The 19,585-nt window shown below is 27.7% G+C and carries 14 protein-coding genes, 1 pseudogene and 1 riboswitch; of the genes and pseudogenes, 4 read left to right on the top strand and 11 right to left on the bottom strand.

All coding sequences use genetic code 11. From position 1 onward, the window contains the following. Nucleotides 1-73: 73 nt before the first annotated feature. The 4 genes from ACFIJ5_RS07205 to ACFIJ5_RS07190 all read right to left on the bottom strand — a co-directional run bounded on the left by ACFIJ5_RS07205 (nt 74) and on the right by ACFIJ5_RS07190 (nt 8,151). On the bottom strand, nt 74-3,883 hold the full coding sequence (locus ACFIJ5_RS07205) for a phosphoribosylformylglycinamidine synthase (protein WP_379805532.1): 3,810 nt from the start codon (nt 3,881-3,883) through the stop codon (nt 74-76). A gap of 463 nt (nt 3,884-4,346) precedes the next feature. Beyond that, the gene (locus ACFIJ5_RS07200; RefSeq protein WP_379805530.1) at nt 4,347-5,711 is read right to left on the bottom strand and encodes an alanine/glycine:cation symporter family protein; all 1,365 of its coding nucleotides are present in this window, start codon (nt 5,709-5,711) and stop codon (nt 4,347-4,349) included. A 188-nt stretch (nt 5,712-5,899) separates the two neighbouring features. After that, entirely contained in the window at nt 5,900-7,246 is a 1,347-nt protein-coding gene (locus ACFIJ5_RS07195; protein WP_379805527.1) for an alanine/glycine:cation symporter family protein, read from the bottom strand. A gap of 425 nt (nt 7,247-7,671) precedes the next feature. After that, entirely contained in the window at nt 7,672-8,151 is a 480-nt protein-coding gene (locus tag ACFIJ5_RS07190; protein ID WP_379805524.1) for a hypothetical protein, read from the bottom strand. 236 nt (nt 8,152-8,387) lie between these two features. Here ACFIJ5_RS07190 and ACFIJ5_RS07185 point away from each other — a divergent pair, with 236 nt between their 5' ends. Then, a complete protein-coding gene (locus ACFIJ5_RS07185; protein WP_379805522.1) occupies nt 8,388-9,458 on the top strand; it encodes an NAD(P)H-dependent flavin oxidoreductase in 1,071 nt (356 codons plus the stop codon). 141 nt (nt 9,459-9,599) lie between these two features. Here the strand turns inward: ACFIJ5_RS07185 and ACFIJ5_RS07180 are convergent, their stop codons facing one another. Next, the gene (locus tag ACFIJ5_RS07180) at nt 9,600-10,142 is read right to left on the bottom strand and encodes a 50S ribosomal protein L25 (RefSeq protein WP_379805519.1); all 543 of its coding nucleotides are present in this window, start codon (nt 10,140-10,142) and stop codon (nt 9,600-9,602) included. A gap of 420 nt (nt 10,143-10,562) precedes the next feature. On the opposite strand from ACFIJ5_RS07180, the gene truA reads away from it, so the two are divergent. Beyond that, nucleotides 10,563-11,300 carry a tRNA pseudouridine(38-40) synthase TruA gene (gene truA, locus ACFIJ5_RS07175; protein WP_379805517.1) on the top strand — a complete coding sequence of 246 codons (738 nt, stop codon included), beginning with the start codon at nt 10,563-10,565 and terminating at the stop codon, nt 11,298-11,300. Between the two features lie 250 nt (nt 11,301-11,550). On the opposite strand, the gene ACFIJ5_RS07170 is transcribed toward truA, so the two are convergent. Continuing rightward, the gene (locus ACFIJ5_RS07170) at nt 11,551-11,730 is read right to left on the bottom strand and encodes a hypothetical protein (protein WP_379805515.1); all 180 of its coding nucleotides are present in this window, start codon (nt 11,728-11,730) and stop codon (nt 11,551-11,553) included. A 184-nt stretch (nt 11,731-11,914) separates the two neighbouring features. Next, nucleotides 11,915-12,490 carry a xanthine phosphoribosyltransferase gene (locus ACFIJ5_RS07165; protein ID WP_379805513.1) on the bottom strand — a complete coding sequence of 192 codons (576 nt, stop codon included), beginning with the start codon at nt 12,488-12,490 and terminating at the stop codon, nt 11,915-11,917. A 204-nt stretch (nt 12,491-12,694) separates the two neighbouring features. Further along, a riboswitch (purine riboswitch) is annotated at nt 12,695-12,796 on the bottom strand. A 257-nt stretch (nt 12,797-13,053) separates the two neighbouring features. Between ACFIJ5_RS07165 and ACFIJ5_RS07160 the strand changes: the two genes are divergently transcribed. After that, the gene (locus ACFIJ5_RS07160; RefSeq protein ID WP_379805511.1) at nt 13,054-14,073 is read left to right on the top strand and encodes a PTS transporter subunit IIC; all 1,020 of its coding nucleotides are present in this window, start codon (nt 13,054-13,056) and stop codon (nt 14,071-14,073) included. A 48-nt stretch (nt 14,074-14,121) separates the two neighbouring features. On the opposite strand, the gene ACFIJ5_RS07155 is transcribed toward ACFIJ5_RS07160, so the two are convergent. Continuing rightward, on the bottom strand, nt 14,122-14,628 hold the full coding sequence (locus ACFIJ5_RS07155; protein ID WP_404661327.1) for a hypothetical protein: 507 nt from the start codon (nt 14,626-14,628) through the stop codon (nt 14,122-14,124). A 365-nt stretch (nt 14,629-14,993) separates the two neighbouring features. On the opposite strand from ACFIJ5_RS07155, the pseudogene ACFIJ5_RS07150 reads away from it, so the two are divergent. Beyond that, nucleotides 14,994-16,990, top strand: a pseudogene (locus tag ACFIJ5_RS07150) (fructose-1,6-bisphosphatase). A 336-nt stretch (nt 16,991-17,326) separates the two neighbouring features. On the opposite strand, the gene ACFIJ5_RS07145 reads toward ACFIJ5_RS07150, so the two are convergent. The 3 genes from ACFIJ5_RS07145 to trhA form a co-directional block, all read right to left on the bottom strand. Next, nucleotides 17,327-18,175 (bottom strand): bifunctional 5,10-methylenetetrahydrofolate dehydrogenase/5,10-methenyltetrahydrofolate cyclohydrolase, encoded by an 849-nt coding sequence (locus ACFIJ5_RS07145; RefSeq protein ID WP_379805507.1) that lies wholly within the window; start codon nt 18,173-18,175, stop codon nt 17,327-17,329. A gap of 128 nt (nt 18,176-18,303) precedes the next feature. Further along, nucleotides 18,304-18,615: a DUF5320 domain-containing protein gene (locus ACFIJ5_RS07140; RefSeq protein ID WP_379805505.1), complete on the bottom strand. Its 312-nt coding sequence runs from the start codon at nt 18,613-18,615 to the stop codon at nt 18,304-18,306. A gap of 227 nt (nt 18,616-18,842) precedes the next feature. Next, nucleotides 18,843-19,493, bottom strand: coding sequence for a PAQR family membrane homeostasis protein TrhA (gene trhA, locus ACFIJ5_RS07135; RefSeq protein ID WP_459253868.1), 651 nt, complete (start codon nt 19,491-19,493; stop codon nt 18,843-18,845). Between the last annotated feature and the right edge of the window lie 92 nt (nt 19,494-19,585).

Genomic DNA, 19,585 nt, shown 5'->3' with positions numbered 1-19,585 from the left:
AGAACTTGTTACTGAAGTGACACGATTCCTAACACTATATAGACATTTACCTCACAGGCTCTAGACACTTTTTTTATTTAAAATACTGTACTCCAGATTCAAATAATTTTTGATCTTTGTCCCCTATTATATTCTTAATAACATTCTTACCTATTCTTTCACTATGTCCCATCTTACCTAAGATTCTTCCATCTGGACTAGTCATACCTTCAATTGCATACATAGAACCATTTGGATTAAACCTTATATCATAAGTTGGATTACCTTCAAAATCTACATATTGAGTAGCTATTTGACCATTTTCAAATAACTTTTTAGCTAAACTTTCATTTACTACTACTCTTCCTTCACCATGTGATACTGGTATACTGTGAATATCTCCAACTTTTACATTATTAAACCATGGTGATAGATTAGATGTAACCTTTGTATTTACTACATTTGAAACGTGTCTACCTATTTTATTGTAAGTCAATGTTGGGCAATTTTCATCTGCATCTATTATTTCTCCAAACGGTACAAGTCCTAATTTTATTAGCACTTGGAAGCCATTGCATATACCAAGCATAAGACCATCTCTATTTTTTATTAAATCCATAACTGCATCCTTAACTTTAGGATTTCTAAATACATTAGCAATAAATTTACCTGAACCATCTGGTTCATCTCCAGCACTAAATCCACCTGGAAGCATTATTATTTGTGAATTTTTTATACCACTTACAAGTTCATCTATAGATTCTTTTATATAATCTGCATTTAAGTTTTTAAATACTTTAATTTCTGCCTCTGCACCTGCTTTTTCAAATGCTCTTTTACAATCATATTCACAATTTGTACCAGGAAAAGCTGGAATTATTACCTTTGGCATTGGTTTTTTGATTAATATTGATGATTCAGCTGCTGCCTCATTTTGCACCTTATTTAAACACTTATTTTGTGTGCTATAAATTTCATCTATCATCTTTTCTTTAATTTCTTCTGTCTTTGTATTAAACACACTTTCAAGTGGACTGCACCATCTTTCGTATGCTTTTTCCATATCTATTTTTATATCATCTATTGTTATTATGTTCTCATCTATTGTATAACCTAATAATCTATATTTTACATCTTTAAATTCATCTTCTAATGATACTTTTTCATCTAATTCAAGTACTACTGAACCATAATTTGGTGCAAAAATCTCTTTTTTATTAAGTTTTTCAGTAAACTTCATACCAATTTTATTACCAAAGCACATTTTTGATATTATCTCTGAAATACCTCCAGTTTTTACTGTTCCAGCCGCACGTACATATCCTTTTTTAATAAGTTCATTTATCTTTTCATAATTTTTCTTTAAGATATCAAAGTTTGGAAGTTCATTTTCATCTCTCACTGCTTCTATTAATACTACTTTACTTCCACTGTTTTTGAATTCTGGTGATATAATATTCTTTGTTTTAGCTGTATTAACTGCAAATGCTACTAAAGTAGGTGGAACATTCAAATCTTTAAAACTTCCAGACATACTATCCTTTCCTCCTATAGCAGGAAGTTCTAGCATTTTTTCAACATATAAAGCACCAACTAAAGCTGAAAATGGTTTACCCCAATTTTCTGCATCTTCACCTAATCTTTGAAAATATTCTTGAAGTGTAAGTCTTATGTTTTTATATTCTCCACCACAAGCTACTACTTTAGTTACAGCCTCTACAAGTGAATATACAGCACCATGGAATGGACTCCACTTACAAAGCTTTGGATTATATCCATATGACATTATACTTGCTGTATTTGTTTCTCCTTTAAGTACTGGTATTTTTGCTGCCATACCTTCTGCAGGAGTTGCTTGATACTTTCCACCAAATGGCATAAGAACTGTACCTGCACCTATTGTACTATCAAATTTTTCTATAAGTCCTCTTTGTGAACATACATTTAATCTTTCTAAATTTTTGTACCATGCATTTTCTAATGTTTCATCTGTATATATTTTTTCTACATCTTTATTGAAATAGTTTGTATCTTCATCTGGAGAATTTACGAAAACTTCTGTATATCTAGAAGCTCCATTAGAATTTAAAAAGTCTCTACTTATATCAACTATATTTTTACCTCTCCAATTCATAACTAATCTATTAGATGATGTTACAACCGCAACTTTTGTAGCTTCTAAATTTTCATTGTGAGCAAGATTTATAAATTCATCTACATTCTCTTCTGAAACAACTACAGCCATTCTTTCTTGTGATTCAGAAATAGATAGTTCTGTTCCATCTAATCCTTCATATTTTTTAGTAACTTTGTCCAAATCTATATAAAGACCATCTGCAAGCTCACCAATAGCAACAGAAACACCACCTGCTCCGAAATCATTACACTTTTTAATAAGTGATGCTGCTTTTGGATTTCTGAATAATCTTTGAAGTTTTCTTTCTTCTACTGGATTTCCCTTTTGAACCTCTGCACCACAATTTAAAATTGATTTCTCATCATGTCCTTTTGAAGAACCAGTAGCACCACCACAACCATCTCTTCCTGTTCTACCTCCAAGAAGAATTATTATATTTCCTTCTTCTGAATCTAATCTCTTAACATTTTTCTTTGGAGCAGCACCTACAACTGCACCAACTTCCATTCTCTTTGCTCTAAAGTCTTCATCATAAACTTCAGCTACTTGGCCTGTAGCAAGACCTATTTGATTTCCATAAGAACTATAACCATTAGAAGCTTCTATTGTTATCTTTCTTTGAGGAAGTTTTCCTTTTAAAGTCTTTTCCATAGGCACTGTTGGATCTCCACTTCCTGTAACCCTCATTGCTTGATATACATAAGAACGTCCTGATAATGGGTCTCTTATTGATCCTCCAAGACATGTAGCAGCTCCTCCAAATGGTTCTATTTCTGTTGGATGATTATGAGTTTCATTTTTAAACATTAAAAGCCACTTTTCATCTTTTCCATCTACATCTACATCAATTTCAACACTACAAGCATTTATCTCATCAGACTCTTCTAAATCATTAAGTTTTCCTTGCTTTTTAAGCTCTTTTGTTGCAATGCATGCAATATCCATGAAACACATTGGTTTTTCTTTATTTACATAAACAGCTTTTCTTGATTCTAAGTATTCATTAAATGCTTTTTGTAATATATCTTTATATTTTCCATCACCAATTTTTACATCTTTAATTATAGTATTAAATGTTGTATGCCTGCAGTGATCTGACCAATAGGTATCAAGAACTTTTATCTCTGTCATTGTGGGATTTCTTTTTTCACTTTTAAAATATTGTTGACAAAACTTTATATCATCAAGACTCATAGCAAGACCTAGTTTATTTATAAAATTATCCAGTTCTTTTTCTGACATTTGTATAAATCCATCAATTACAGATACCATCTCAGGCATTTTTATATTCATCTCTAATGTATCCATTTTCTTTAATACTGCTTCACAAGAATCCACAGGATTAATACAATATTTTTTTATTTTTTCAAATTGATTATCATTAATATTTCCACTAATAATTATTAATTTTGCCGTTCTAACAATAGGTTTTTCCTTTTGAGTAATTAATTGAATGCATTGTGCTGCTGAATCTGCTCTCTGATCATATTGACCTTCTAAAAACTGTATACCAAAAACTTTCTCTCCCTGTTTTATTTCAAACTCTTCTTCATATATATTATCTACTTGAGGTTCTGAAAAAACATTTTTTACAGCCATTTTGAATTCTTCTTTAGAAATTCCACTTACATCATAACGATTTATAACTTTCAAAGTTTCAATTGAGTTAATTCCAAGATTTTGCTTAATGTCATTATGTAAATTTACTCCTTCAACATCAAATCCTTTTCTCTTTTCAACATAAACTCTAAAAATTTGATTTTTCATATTCCCATTCCCTTCATATATGTTTTTTTGTAAATATAGCCCATATAGTTTCTATATATTTGTGTGGTATTTATTTCATTCATTCGTTTCATAACGAATATTATTTTGTTTTATTGTTGTTTTGTACGTTACAAATAGATTATACTACACTTTTCCTAAAATTTAAAGAACAAGAAGTTATAATAAATAAAAAAGTATGAAAATAAATACAACAAAGTAAATATACAAAGTAAAAAGTATAAAGCGCAAAGTAAAAATAAGGAAGATTTTCAAAAACAAGTTTTTGAAAATCTATAAATTATAAATTTAAGCTTTACTTAAATTTATTTTAATACAGTTTTTCTGAAAGAAAAACCTCCTTATTTCTTCTCTATACTTTATACTCTATACTTTATACTATTCTTTATACTTTAAATAAAAATTTTCTAAGATAAGCCTACTTAAACAGATTACATAAGATAAATTACATATTTAAATCATTATTATTAATTAATCCATCACTTTCAAAGTTTTTTAAAGCTTTTTTAGCAACAGGTAACAAAACTATTAATGCAATTATGTTTGGAATAATAACTATTCCGTTAAAAATATCTGCAAGTTGCCATACAACTGGGACATCTAAAATTGTTCCCATAATTATTAAAATCATCATAAATATTCTATAAGGTATTACACCTTTATTTCCAAATAAATATTTTACATTTGCTTCTCCATAAAAATACCAACCAATTATTGTAGAAAATGCAAAGAAAAATAGTGAAATAGCTATAAAATAACTTCCAGGACTACCAAAACCTAATTTAAATGCCTTTTGAGTTAACTCAATACCTGTAGTATGTCCATCTAAAGCTCCTGTTGTCAATATTACAAGAGCTGTCAATGTAAGTACTACAAATGTATCAATAAATACTCCCATTATAGCAACCATTCCCTGTTCTACAGGATTTTTCACTTTCGCTACTGCATGAGCATGTGGGGTTGATCCCATGCCTGCTTCATTTGAAAATAATCCTCTTGCTATTCCATATCTCATAGCCTCTTTAACTCCAATACCCAAAGCACCTCCCATAACAGCCTTTGGATTAAAAGCTCCAACAAATATCATTTTAAATGCATTTCCAACTTGAGAGCCATTAATAATTAAAATTATTAAACTTCCTATTATATATAAGCCTGCCATTACAGGAACCAATTTTTCAGTTACAGATGCTATACGTTTTATTCCTCCTATAAACACAATGCCTGCTAAAATACTTACTATAATTCCAATAACTAAAGATGGAATATTTGATATAGCATTAAAAGCACTTCCAATTGCATTTGCCTGAACCATTCCACCAGTCAATCCAGCAGCTATTGTCATACCAATTGCAAAAAATCCCGCTAAAAATTTGCTATTTACTCCTTTTCTAATATAATATGCAGGTCCCCCAGTGACCTGTCCATTTACCTTTGTTTTATAAACCTGTGAAACTACAGCTTCATTAAAAATTGTACCCATTCCAAAAAAAGCACTAAACCACATCCAAAAAATAGCTCCTGGCCCACCAGATACTATAGCAGTTGCTGCTCCTGCTAAGTTTCCTGTTCCAACCTGTGCTGCAATTGCTGTTGCAAGAGATTGAAATGATGACATTCCTTCCTTACCAGCTTTCTCCCCATTTAATTTAAGCTGTCCAAATGTTCTCTTAAATGCTTGTCCGAATTTTCTAATTTGTACAAATCTCAATTGAAATGTAAATAAAATTCCTGCTCCACACAATACGAACATCAAAAATTTGCCCCAAAGTACATTATTTATTCCTTTTAATATTTGTAAGATATCCATAAAAAGCCTCCTTTTAATGTATTATATCATAATTTTGCATAAATTTTATATTTTATTTCATTTATTAGAATTTTTAAAATATTGTTACTATTTTGTAACAATATTTCATATAAATATTTACTAACTACTAAATTTAAAATAAAGTAAAGCTCCTACTATTTAAAGTAGAAGCTTTACTTTATTATTCTTTATTTTCTTTCATGATTTTCCTCATAATCTTTTAAACTCTCTTTAACTACACCAACTAATCCTAAAAGAGCAATAACATTTGGAAGAACCATTAAAGCATTAAATGTATCTGCAAGTTCCCAAACAAGTTTTACTTCCATAGTAGTACCTAAAACTATAAAAACCAATACTATAAGTCTATATATTGGTAGTGCTTTTGTACCAAACAAATACTTAACATTTGCTTCTCCAAAGAAATACCAACCTACTATTGTTGAAAATGCAAAGAAGAATAAAGCAATAGCTATAAAATAACTTCCAAAATTACCTAATCCATTTATAAATGCTTTTTGAGTAAGTTCTATTCCTGTTGTTTTTCCATCTAAAGCACCAGTTGTAAGTATAACAAGTGCTGTTAATGTAAGAATTACAAATGTATCTATGCATACACCCATTATAGCAACTAATCCTTGCTCACTTGGATGCTTAACTTTTGCAACTGCATGAGCATGTGGAGTTGAACCCATACCTGCTTCATTGGAAAACAATCCTCTTGCTACACCATATCTTACAGCTTCTTTAACTCCAACACCTATTAATCCACCTGTTGCTGCCTTAGGATTAAAAGCTCCAACAAATATCATTCTAAACGCTGGTCCCACATTTTCTGCATTAAGTATTAATATTATCACACTACCTATTATATATAATAGTGCCATAATAGGAACTACCTTTTCAGTAACAGATGCTATTCTTCCTATTCCACCTATAAAAATAAGTCCTGCCAAAGCTGCAACTACAATTCCTACAACAATTGCTGGCACATGCCATGCTTTAGAAAATGCTGCTCCAATTGAATTCGCTTGAACCATGTTACCAATAAAACCCAATGCTATAATTATTGCTACAGAAAAAAATCCAGCTAAAAATTTACTATTTAATCCTTTTCTTATATAATACGCTGGTCCTCCTGTTATTTGGCCATCTACTTTTTCTTTATATGTTTGAGCTAAAACAGCCTCTCCAAAAATAGTTCCCATTCCAAAAAAGGCACTAACCCACATCCAAAATATAGCACCAGGGCCTCCAGCTGCTATAGCTGTTGCTGCTCCAGCTAAATTTCCTGTTCCAACTTGTGCTGCTATAGCTGTTGCTAGTGCTTGGAAAGATGACATTCCTTCATTTCCTGCCTTTTTACCTTTTAAAGATATTCCTCCAAAAGCTTTTTTAAATGAAGCACCAAATTTTCTTACTTGAACAAATTTCAATGCAAAAGTAAAAACAATTCCAGTTCCACATAATAGGAATATTAAAATATAATTCCATAAATAATAATTAATGTTTTTAATGATACTTAATAAATCCATACAAAACTACCTCCTTATTTTGTATATTAAATTTTTTAACACAAAATTATCCCATTAATATTTATATTCTGTCTTTTTAGAATATATCCTCTTTTATTTTGTCAAAAAATACACAATTTTATTTAAAATAAATTCATAAATTTTATGAAAAGTTTATAATTTCCTTAATAAACTAAAAAAGCAACCCAAAAGGGTTGCTTCTCTATTATATATCACAAAAGTTTAAAATACATTTTTACTCTTCAAATTTCATAAAACACACATCTTACTCATCATAAAAGTATCCTCTAGCTAGATCCTTGAAATCAAAGTTTCTCCCCAACTAGTATTACATTATACTTTAAACTTTTGTGTTGTTATTATTATAACCAATATATCTAATATTATTAAAAAAATTTAATAATTTAATATATTTTTATTCTAAATTATCTTCCAACAACTTTACAATGTTTTAATATTAAAGACTTTGAGAATTCAGAATATCCCGTTATTTGTCCAGACACTACAAAAGTTTGATTTTTGTTTAATTTATCTTTAACATCTTCATCAAAATCACATTTTATATATAAACTTGAATCATCACTAAATTTAACATCATATTTTAAATCATATTTTACAGTATTGAAAAATATACTAAATTCGTTTGCCTTTATCTTCCATTTTATATATTTTCCTTTATTATCTAAGTAAAATTGAACCATTTTCCTTTTCATATCTTTTTCATTATATACTTTATTTTCATTAATCAAAATCATATCATTTATATTTGTAGAAGAATATTTTCTAGTTTTATTTTTCTCAATTGCACAAGAAATGTTTGTGATTACAGTGCTAAAAATTATTGTAATAAAAATTACACCAATTAAATAGCTTAATTTATTCTGTTGTCTACACGATTTTAACATTATTTTCCTCCATTCTTCATTAAACCTTATCTTATGTACTTAACTATACTATAATACCACTTTATTCTTATAAATGTCTAAGAATCTGAAAATTAATACTAATAAAATAATTTACTCACACAAGTCTTATTTTAGTATCTATTACTTGACATAAGTAATCTATATAATTTATACTTTCTTTATAATACTTTGAAAGTCAAAATATTTGACATTCTTAATATAAAGGAGAAATTTAAATGAAACTACCATCTTTAAAAATAGGAAACCTAACCGCTCGTATTCCAATAATTCAAGGCGGTATGGGTATTGGTGTAACATTATCTAAATTAGCTTCTGCTGTTGCAAATCAAGGAGCTATAGGTGTTATTTCTGGAGTTCAGATAGGATTTAAAGAACCTGATTTTGAAACTAATACAAAAGCTGCTAATATAAGAGCTCTTATAAAAGAAATTAGAACTGCAAAAAAATTAAGTCCTAAAGGAATTTTAGGAGTAAATATAATGACAGCAGCTAAAGAATATGAAGCTTTAGTTAAAACTTCTGTAAAAGAAAAAATTGATTTAATAATATGTGGTGCTGGTTTACCTACTAGTTTACCTTTACTTGTGAAAAATTCACAAACAAAAATAGCTCCTATAGTATCTTCACCTAAAGCTGCAGCTATCATGACTAAACTTTGGACTAGAAAATATGATTATATGCCAGATGCTTTAATCGTAGAAGGTCCTAAAGCTGGAGGTCACTTAGGTTTTTCTAAAGAAGACATTCTTTCCTCTTCTCAACCTGATTTAGAAAACATAGTAGAAGATGTTTTAAAAATAATAAAACCTTTTGAAGAAAAATACAATAAAACTATTCCTGTCATAGCTGCTGGTGGAATATACGATGGAAAAGATATTGCTAAATTTATTAAGCTTGGTGCATCTGGAGTACAAATGGCTACAAGATTTGTAACTACTCATGAATGTGATGCACATATAAACTTTAAAAATGCATATATACAAGCAAAAAAAGAAGATATAAAGATTGTAACTAGTCCAGTAGGAATGCCAGGAAGAGCACTTAATAATACGTTCATTAAAAATCTTGGTAAAAATAATCTTCCTATAGAAAAATGTTATAATTGTTTAAAACCTTGTGATCCTAACAAAACTCCTTATTGTATTTCCAAGGCTCTTATTAATGCAGTTAATGGTAATGTAGATGAAGCATTAATATTCTGTGGAAGTAATGCTTATAAACTTGATAAAATAGTTTCTGTTGAAGAATTAATTAAAGAATTGGTAACAGAAGCAGAAAAATGTTAAAAATTAGAATTGAAAATTTAAATAATAAAAAATTCCCAAGGCAAAGCTTTGGGAATTTTTTAAATATATTTTTTTAAAACTTTCTGCCAAAACAGAAAGGCATTATTGACTATACTTTATTATTCATATTTTATTTTTTAACTATGATCTTGGATAAAATATAGAAGCTATTACTGCTTCTGGTTCTTCAACAATTTTAACATCATCACACATTTCAATTTCCTTAGCTTTTATGGATTCTCCATTATTTTTTTGACCCACATCTATAATAATATTTTTAGGAATGTCTATTGCCTTTGCAATAACTTGTATTTGTGGCAACACAGTTTGTAATGAAAGTCCTTTAGATTGTAATAAACGTTTACCTGTGAATATAACTGGAATACTTTGTTTAATCTCTTCATCTTTTAAAACAACTTGTATGTCTATATTATATATTTCTTCACTATTCAAAGGATTTCTTTGAATTTTTTTTATTATGGCATATTTTTCTTCACCATCAAGTTTAATTAATAATTTAGCATTATCCCCTTCTGCTTTTATTATTTTAAGCATTTCAGCTTTTTTAAATTTAACTGGAGAATTATCTTCTATATCCTTACCATAAATAACACCTGGAATATACCCATTCTTTCTAGCTTTTTTTCCCTTTTCTTCTCTTCTCATTGCATTAATGTAATTCATTATTTTTTCCCCCTTTTTTTAGTTTTCTCTACAAAGTGACTAAAAAAACATTGGCGTAATTTAATTTTTTTAAATTTTCTGTTTTTTATTTGTTACTTCCATTATAATAATCATTGAAATTATTGTCAACTATATTAATATATGGTTCTTATTCTTAATATTTGAAATTAGTATATCTACTATATTAAATTATAGATGACATATAATATATTTAATGATAAGATAAATTGTAAAATAACTAACTCAACTTTCGCAGGTGAAAAATAGCCGCTACGGGAAATGATATCTTGCTTAGAAACCTTTCACTTCAGTAACAAGTTCAAATGTTTCTTACGCAATATATCATTTACCTTCGCTAGACAGTATTTTTGTCCTACGAAAGTTGAGTCACCGTATTAATAAAAAGAGAGGAATTATATAATGAAAAATATTAAACTAACTATACAATATGATGGAACTAGATATAAAGGATGGCAAAGACTTGGTAATACTGATAATACTATTCAACATAAAATTGAAAAAGTATTAAGTGAATTAACAACTGAAAATATTGAAGTAATTGCATCTGGAAGAACAGATGCAGGCGTACATGCACAAAATCAAATAGCAAATTTTAAAACTAATAGTAACATATCACCAAATGATATTTTAGATTACTGCAATAAATATTTACCTAAAGATATTGTTATTAAAAATGTCTGCGAAATAAGTGATAGATTTCATTCTAGATATAATGTTAAAGAAAAAGTTTATACATACAAAATATGTAACAATCAAATTCATGATGTATTTACTAGAAAATATTCTTATCATATACCTGCAAAATTAAATTTAGAAAAAATGAGAAATGCTGCTCAATTTTTTATAGGTGAACATGATTTTAAAAGTTTTACAGCTTTAAAATCTAAAAAGAAATCTACTGTTCGTAATATATATTCATTAGATATAAATGAAAATAGCGGAAATGTAGACATAATAATTCACGGTAATGGATTTTTATATAAAATGGTAAGAATAATAGTTGGAACATTAATAGAAGTTGGATTAGGTACTATTGATGTAAATGAACTACCTAAAATTATGGAAATAAAAGATAGATCTAAAGCTGGCACAACAGCTCCATCACAAGGTCTTTTTTTAACAAAAGTTATATATTAACTCAACTTTCACACATGAAATATAGTCTCTGTGGAAAATGATATAAAGCTAAGAACTTGTAAACTTTGTTGAAATGTTTCTTACGCAATATATCATTTCCCTTCGCTAGGCAGTATTTTTGTCCTGCAAAAGTTGAGATATTAACATCCACAAATTATAAATGACAGATGACAATTATTATCTTAAACTTGTCACCTGTCATTTGTTATTCTAGTTTTTTAACTATTTATTTTCAACTCTTTACATACTATTATTTTGAGTATTTATCTAAAATAATAGAAACCTTATCTAACGCTTCAATTAACTTATCTAAATCATTACATGTTATATCATTATCTAACCCTGTTGGACTTTTTTCATCTAATATTACTTCAATTCTTGATAAAGTGTCATTTAATAATTCTTTTGCTTTTACAATTTTTTCATCCATAGTATATCTCCTTTTCTATTTTTTACATCTATTTTATTATCTTTTATATTTTATCATTATTTTAAGCTTTAAATCAATAGCAACTTTTAAGATAAAAAAAAATAAAAACTTATATTACTTATGACGATATTTAACTTTACTAAGAAATTATAATATATCCAATGACCACCATTAAAACTTCTATTTATTTTACAAATTTAACTACACCATCTTCAAAGCTATCTATAATTGCCAAAGATTCAAGCTTTACACCCTTTTCTTCAACTAATTTTCTTCCTCCTTGAAAGTTCTTTTCTATTACTATTCCCATACCAACAATCTCTGCCTTTGATTTATATAATATATCTATAAGTGCACTAGCAGCACTACCACTAGCTAAAAAATCATCTATTATTAATACTTTATCTTCACAACTTATATAATTTTTATCTACTCTTAATTTATAAGTCTTATTTTTAGTAAAAGAATATACTTCTGATTCATATGTATTGCTATTTAAATTTGATGCATCATGTTTTTTTGCAAATACTACAGGAACATTATCAAAATATTGAGCAGTAATAGCCGCAATAGCAATTCCTGAAACTTCTGCAGTAAGTATCTTTGTTACTTCTTTATTCTGAAATCTCTTTTTAAATTCTTTTCCTATATCATTAAATAATTGAATATCAATCTTATGATTTAAGAAATTATCTACTTTTAAAATCCTATTTTCTATAACCTGTCCATCTTTTAAAATTTTTTGTTTTAATTTTTCCATTATATATCTTCCTTTCCGTTAATAATTTTTATATTAAACACCAATTACTTTACAAAAATAATAGGTAAGAAGAACAAAACCACATACTGCATAAAAAAAACTCCCAATTACTCTTGGGAGTTTATACTAAACATACTCATTATACAATTTATGGCAATGTTCTGTATATAAATTGTTTAAATCCATAAAATATATTGTAAGTTTTATATAATTATAAACACCCGTAGTTAAGTAATTTACGGTTACTTAGTAGAAACGCTAAACCCTTATTATCTAGCATATACGGTACAAATATTTAATTGTATTTTTATTATTTAATTCGTTATTTTACGTATAATATAGTACTTTCTATCATTAGTTAACGCATTTTAATACATAATACACTATTTTAAACATAAAATCAATGTGTTTTTTTGCAAATATGACTTATTAATATTATTTTATATATTTTTTGCAGTTATAAATTCATACTTATGCAAATAATATGTTGTATAACTTTTTTACACATGTTATAATTGTGCTATTCATGTGTATATACATATATAATAACGGAGGTTATAAAAATGAAAGATACTAAAAGTTTATTTAAAAAGTTTTTTAAAAGATATTTTATAGATGCGTTAAGTGCAATGGCACTAGGACTATTCTCTTCATTAATAATAGGATTAATTTTATCTCAAATTTCTAAAATACCAGGATTGGCTTTTATAAATGAATTCTCAAAAATTATTTCTGCAAAATCACCTGTAGTAGGTTCTGCAATAGGTGTTGCTATTGCATGGGGATTTAAATCTGCCCCACTTGCCATATTTTCTTGCGCTGCTGTTGGAGCTTTCGGTTATACATTAGGTGGTCCAGTTGGTGCTTATATAGCCTCTGTAGTAGGAGCTGAATTAGGAAATCTAATATCAAACAAAACTAAAGTAGATATAATATTAGTTCCATCTGTAACTATAATAACTGGTTGTTTAGCTGGTAAGTTTATAGGGCCTTATATTTCTGAGTTTATGACTGATTTAGGTCACGTAATAAATTTAGCAACAACACTTCATCCAATACCTATGGGAATAGCTGTTTCTTCTCTTATGGGATTAGCACTTACAGCACCTATAAGCAGTGCCGCTATTGCAATATCTCTTAAAATGTCTGGTCTTGCTGCTGGTGCAGCAACTATGGGATGTTGTGCTCAAATGGTTGGATTTGCAGTAGCTAGTTATAGAGAAAATAAAGTAGCTGGATTAATTTCACAAGGACTCGGAACTTCTATGCTTCAAGTAGCAAATATTTTTAAAAATCCTTTGATTTTAATACCACCAACCTTATCTGGAGCTATATTAGGTCCAATTGCTACTACTATTTTTAAATTACAAAACAATCCAATGGGAGCAGGAATGGGAACAAGTGGTTTGGTAGGTCCTATAGGTACTTTGGCCGCCATGGAAAACTTAAAGCCCTCATCAATAATAATATTTGAAATAATTTTATTAGAGTTTATTGCTCCAGCTATACTTACTTTAATCTTCTCAGAAATAATGAGAAAACATGGTTGGATAAAATATGGTGATATGAAACTAGAACTATAATTTTATAATTCATATTAAGAAAGCATTTTTTGCTTTCTTTTTTATATATTATAATCTTTTTCCCCAATTTACAGTAACTGTGTCCTTAACAATCTTTGTATATGGTGCGTGAGCTGCTAAAATACATGCATTTTTAAAACAATTCCAGTGTTCTTTTTTAAATTTATACACTTCATCTACTGTTAAATATAAAACATAGCATGGAAATGTATTAAATTTACAAAAATTACATAATTGTTTGATTCTCTTTTCAGACATAATTGAATATAATGTATTAATCTCATCTTGTGGATATATAATTTGTACTTTATTTTGTTCGTATGGTAAAAGGAATGCCCTATAATTATAAATGTACATTTTAATATATCCTTCTCTCTTAGTCATATAATACCTAAATCTACATATATTACGTATGCTTTTTGGTACTGAGAATTTAAAAGTATTATAGATTTTTATTATCTTCCCCCTCAAATCATCATTTATGTTTTTTTGTTTAAGCATTTCTTCCATAACTTCATATTCTTTTAACACTTTAGCTTTCATAATATATATCATACCTTCTTTCTTAAAGTGCATTAATCTTTGTATACACTTTAATATTTTAATTTAGTTATAATAATAAAATCATAACCATAAGACATATAATTTAATTTTTTATTTAAATATACACTTTAATTTAATTTTTTACCTAATAATATAATATATATATATTATATATCATTTTTAACATTTTATACAAATTTATTGTTATTATAGATGTAATTAACAGTATAGATATTTACTTTGTTAGCCAATGTGCTATACTATTTAGTTCTAATGTGTTAATGTATTGAAAAAATTTTGTTTTATTAGTGTACAAAATATAATAAACTGCTATAATATTTATAGTAGCGCATAATTATAAAGGAGGAAAAAAATTCATGACCTTCTGTGAAGAAAATAATGTAGAAATAATTGAAAACGAGCTGCGATATCTATCATTACTTGCAAAGCAATATCATTCTATATCTGAAGCTAGTACTGAAATCATTAACTTAAAAGCTATTTTGAATTTACCTAAAGGTACAGAGCATTTTATTAGTGATATACATGGGGAATATGAATCCTTTACTCATGTTTTAAAAAACGCTTCAGGTGTAATAAAACGTAAGATTAATGATGTATTTGGAAATTCTTTAAGAGAAAATGAAAAAATTTGTTTAGCTACGTTAATTTATTACCCAGAACAAAAACTTGAATTAATAAAAAAAGATGAAACCAACTTAAAAGATTGGTATAAAATCACTGTATATAGATTAATAGAACTTTGTAGAGTAGTATGTTCAAAATATACTCGTTCTAAAGTTAGAAAAGCTTTGCCAAAGGACTTTGCATATATTATTGAAGAATTACTTCATGAAGATGAAAATATAAAAAACAAACAAGAATATTATAATGGAATAATTGAAACCATGATTGACATAAAACGTGCTGATGAATTTATAATAGCAATATCTAAGGTTATTCAAAGATTAGCTGTAGATAGGCTTCATATTTTAGGTGATATTTACGACAGAGGTCCTGGAGCAGATATAATATTGGATGCTTTAATGCAGCATCATTCATTAGATATTCAGTGGGGAAACCATGATATATTATGGATGGGTGCAGCATCAGGCTCACAAGCTTGTATTGCAAATGTAATTAGAATTTCTTTAAGATATGCTAATCTTAATACAATAGAAGATGGATACGGAATAAATTTTCTTCCACTTGCTACTTTTGCAATGAGCACATATAAAAATGATCCTTGCAAAGGTTTTACTCCAAGAATTATTGATAAAGAATTTAATGAAAATGATGTTATTTTATTCTCAAAAATGCATAAAGCAATTTCTATTATTCAATTTAAATTAGAAGGACAACTCATAAAAAATCACCATGAATTTAAAATGAATGATAGGTTATTATTAGATAAAATACTTGCTGAAAAAGGTACTATTAACTTATATGGAAAGACTTATAAATTAAATGATACAAATTTCCCTACTATCAACTGGAGTAATCCATACGAATTAACTAAAGAAGAAAAAAATATAATAGACAAATTGACTCATTCTTTTGTAAATAGTGAAAAATTACAGCGACATATTAAATTTATATATAGCAAAGGTAGTATGTATCTTGTATATAATTCTAATTTATTATATCACGGTTGTATACCACTTAATGAAGATGGTTCATGCAAAGCAGTTGAAATTGGTGGTATAAAATATAGTGGAAAAAAACTTTTAGATATATTGGATAGATATGCTCGTGAAGCTTACTTTTTTAAAAATGATAAAAAATGTAAAGCATATGGCATGGATATATTGTGGTATCTATGGTGCGGTCCTAATTCTCCAGTATTTGGTAAAGCTAGAATGACTACTTTTGAAAGATACTTTATTAATGATAAAGAAACTCACAAAGAAAAAAAGGACTATTATTATGATTATAGAGATAATGAAAAAATTTGCAATAATATTTTAAGAAATTTTAATTTAAATCCCGATTGCTCTCATATTATTAATGGACATATTCCTGTAAAAACAAAAAAGGAGAAAGTCCTATAAAAGCTAATGGGAAATTACTAGTTATAGATGGAGGTTTCTGCAAAGCTTATCAGCCTCAAACAGGTATTGCAGGTTATACTTTAATTTATAATTCTTATGGCCTTTTACTTACATCACATGAACCTTTTTCATCTATAAAAAAAGCTATTAGAGAAAATAAAGATATTTTATCTTCGACAATTATATTAGAACATGCAGCTAGCAGAAAAAGAGTAGCAGATACTGATATTGGTAGAGAATTAAAAAAACAAATTAAAGACTTAAAAATGCTTTTAATCGCCTATAGAAAAGGACTTATAAAAGAGAAAAATGGAATCAAATAAAAACTGGAGCCATTAAATAAAAATCGATATAAGAACAGGAAGCCTTTAAATAATAATTATAATTAATGTTTCAACTTTCGCAGATGAAAAACAACCGCTGCGGGAAATGATATCTTGCTCAGAAACCTTTCACTTCAGTAACAAGTTCTAAGCTTTACTCATATTGAAAAAAGATTTTTTAATTAATATTCCATAGGAATCAGTAATTGAAAAATGACTTTTTTCAAATTCGTAAAGCTAAGAACTTGTAAACTTTGTTCAAATGTTTCTTACGCAATATATCATTTCCCTTCGCTAGACAGTATTTTTGTACTGCGAAAGTTGAGTTATTAATTGTTAATTTTCCTTTCCCTTACATGCCATTATCAAATTGTGAAGTAATATTAAAGTAGTAACTCCTCCTACTCCTCCTGGAACTGGTGTAATAGCCTTCACATAATCTTTTACATTATCATAATCTACATCTCCACATATTCTTCCATCTTTAAAATTTATTCCAACATCAATAACTATTGAATTTTCATTAAAATATTCTTTACCAAATATAAGTGGCTTTCCAACTGCAGCTATTACAATATCTGCATTTGAAGTTATTTCTGCAAGATTTTTAGTTTTAGAATTACATATTGTTATTGTAGCATTTTCGGAAAGTAACATCATTGCAAGAGGTTTTCCTACAACCATACTTCTATTAACAATTGCTACATTCGAACCTTCCAATGAAATTTGATAATATTTTAATATTTCCATTACTGCTTTAGGAGTACATGGTACAAATCCACTAATATTTCCTTCAAATATTTTTTCTAAATTATATGGATTCATACAATCAATGTCTTTTTCAGGATTGATATGTGTTTTTATTATTTCATAATCCAAATGTTTTGGTAATGGTCTAAATAGTAATATACCCTGTATTTCTTCATTTTGGTTAATTTGTTCGAGATTTTTCATGAATTCTTCCATAGAAATCTCTGTTTCATAACTGTAAATTTCTGTTTTTACTTTCATAGAATTAAATTTTTTTACTATGCTATTTCTATAAGAAATATCTTCTGGTTTATTTCCTACCTGAATAATTGCTATTGTAGGTATTATATTCTTTGATGCTAAATTTTCAACCTCTAATAATATATTATCCTTTAATTTTTGTATTACTTCTTTACCTTTTAACTTAATACTCATCTTTTGCAAAACCCCATTTCTGCTATTGAATTAAAAAAAATACCAATTATATAAAAATAATTGGTATTTTTTAATTTATCATATATAGTTTATTATGGTCAAGTTTTTTTACTGCGAAAGTTGAGTTATTAACTATCCATTTTACCTAGGGATTCATTTATATTGGCTAATCTTGATTGTAACATCTCTTTTTCTCTTTCAAGCGAATCCTTTTCGTAAGAATCACTATACCCATTAAAATAAGATCTCCTACAAAACCCATTACGTCTTCCAAATCCTCCTACTCTGCATCCTCTTCCAAAATTATTTCTTCTAAAATTATTTCTGCCACCATATACTACTGTTGCATTACCAGTTTCATATGTTGTGTTACAATAGCCTAATCCTCTTCCTGTTATTGGACCCCTACCATCAGGTCCTGTTCCATCAAATCTTGGCATAATAAAAACCTCCTTTTATTTTTGAACATATACCCTATACTTTTATTATATACAGTTTTGGGCATATGTCAATAATATTTTAACAAAAAAAACAGATTTTATTCTATAATTTAGATTAAAATCTGTTTTGTAGTATATTAACCACTCTAAAACTCTTATATTCTATAAGTTGAAGATATGATTAAACACTTCTATATATAATTTTATATAAGATTTATTTATCTTGTTTATAATACATATTTAAATACCATCCAATAATGACAAAAGCTTCCTGCCAATACAAACAAATGGAATATTTCATGAAATCCAAAATATTTAGAAGTTATTTTAGGCCATTTTGTTGCATATATAACTGCTCCAACAGTGTACAGAACTCCACCCATAACCATCCATAATATACCTCTTGCTTCCATAGTTTTTGAAATAGGTGAAAGTAAAAATACAGCTAACCATCCCATTAGTACATAAAACATTGTGTAGATCCATCTAGGCATATTAAAACATAACATTTTAAGTAATATACCAGCTAAAGCCAAAGTCCATATACTAATAAACATTATCCATCTTAATTTTCCTTGAAGAGTTATGAGGCATATTGGAGTATATGTTCCTGCTATTAATACATATATCATTGAATGATCTAATTTTCTAAGAACTTTAATCACATTGTCTTTAGCTTTTATTAAATGATATACAGTACTTGCTGTATATAGCATTATTAAACTTAACCCAAATATTATAACTGCTACTATACTTAAAATATGCACATTTGGAATTGATCTTGCATAAAAAATAAGTAATATCATGCCTATTAAAGATACTATAGCTCCCAACATATGAGTTAAACCACTTACGGGTTCTCTAAATTTTCTTATCACTTTAATCCCCTCACTTTTTCATTACTTTAGCATCTAGTTTTCAATACTACGTGTTGTTATATTAAAATGTTATCACATAGAAGTTACAATGT

The sequence above is a fragment of the Haloimpatiens myeolchijeotgali genome, from assembly GCF_042688525.2.
Lineage (GTDB): Bacteria > Bacillota > Clostridia > Clostridiales > Clostridiaceae > Haloimpatiens.
The sequence above is the reverse complement of the archived record's forward strand: the minus strand, read 5'-3'. Positions and strand labels throughout refer to the sequence as shown.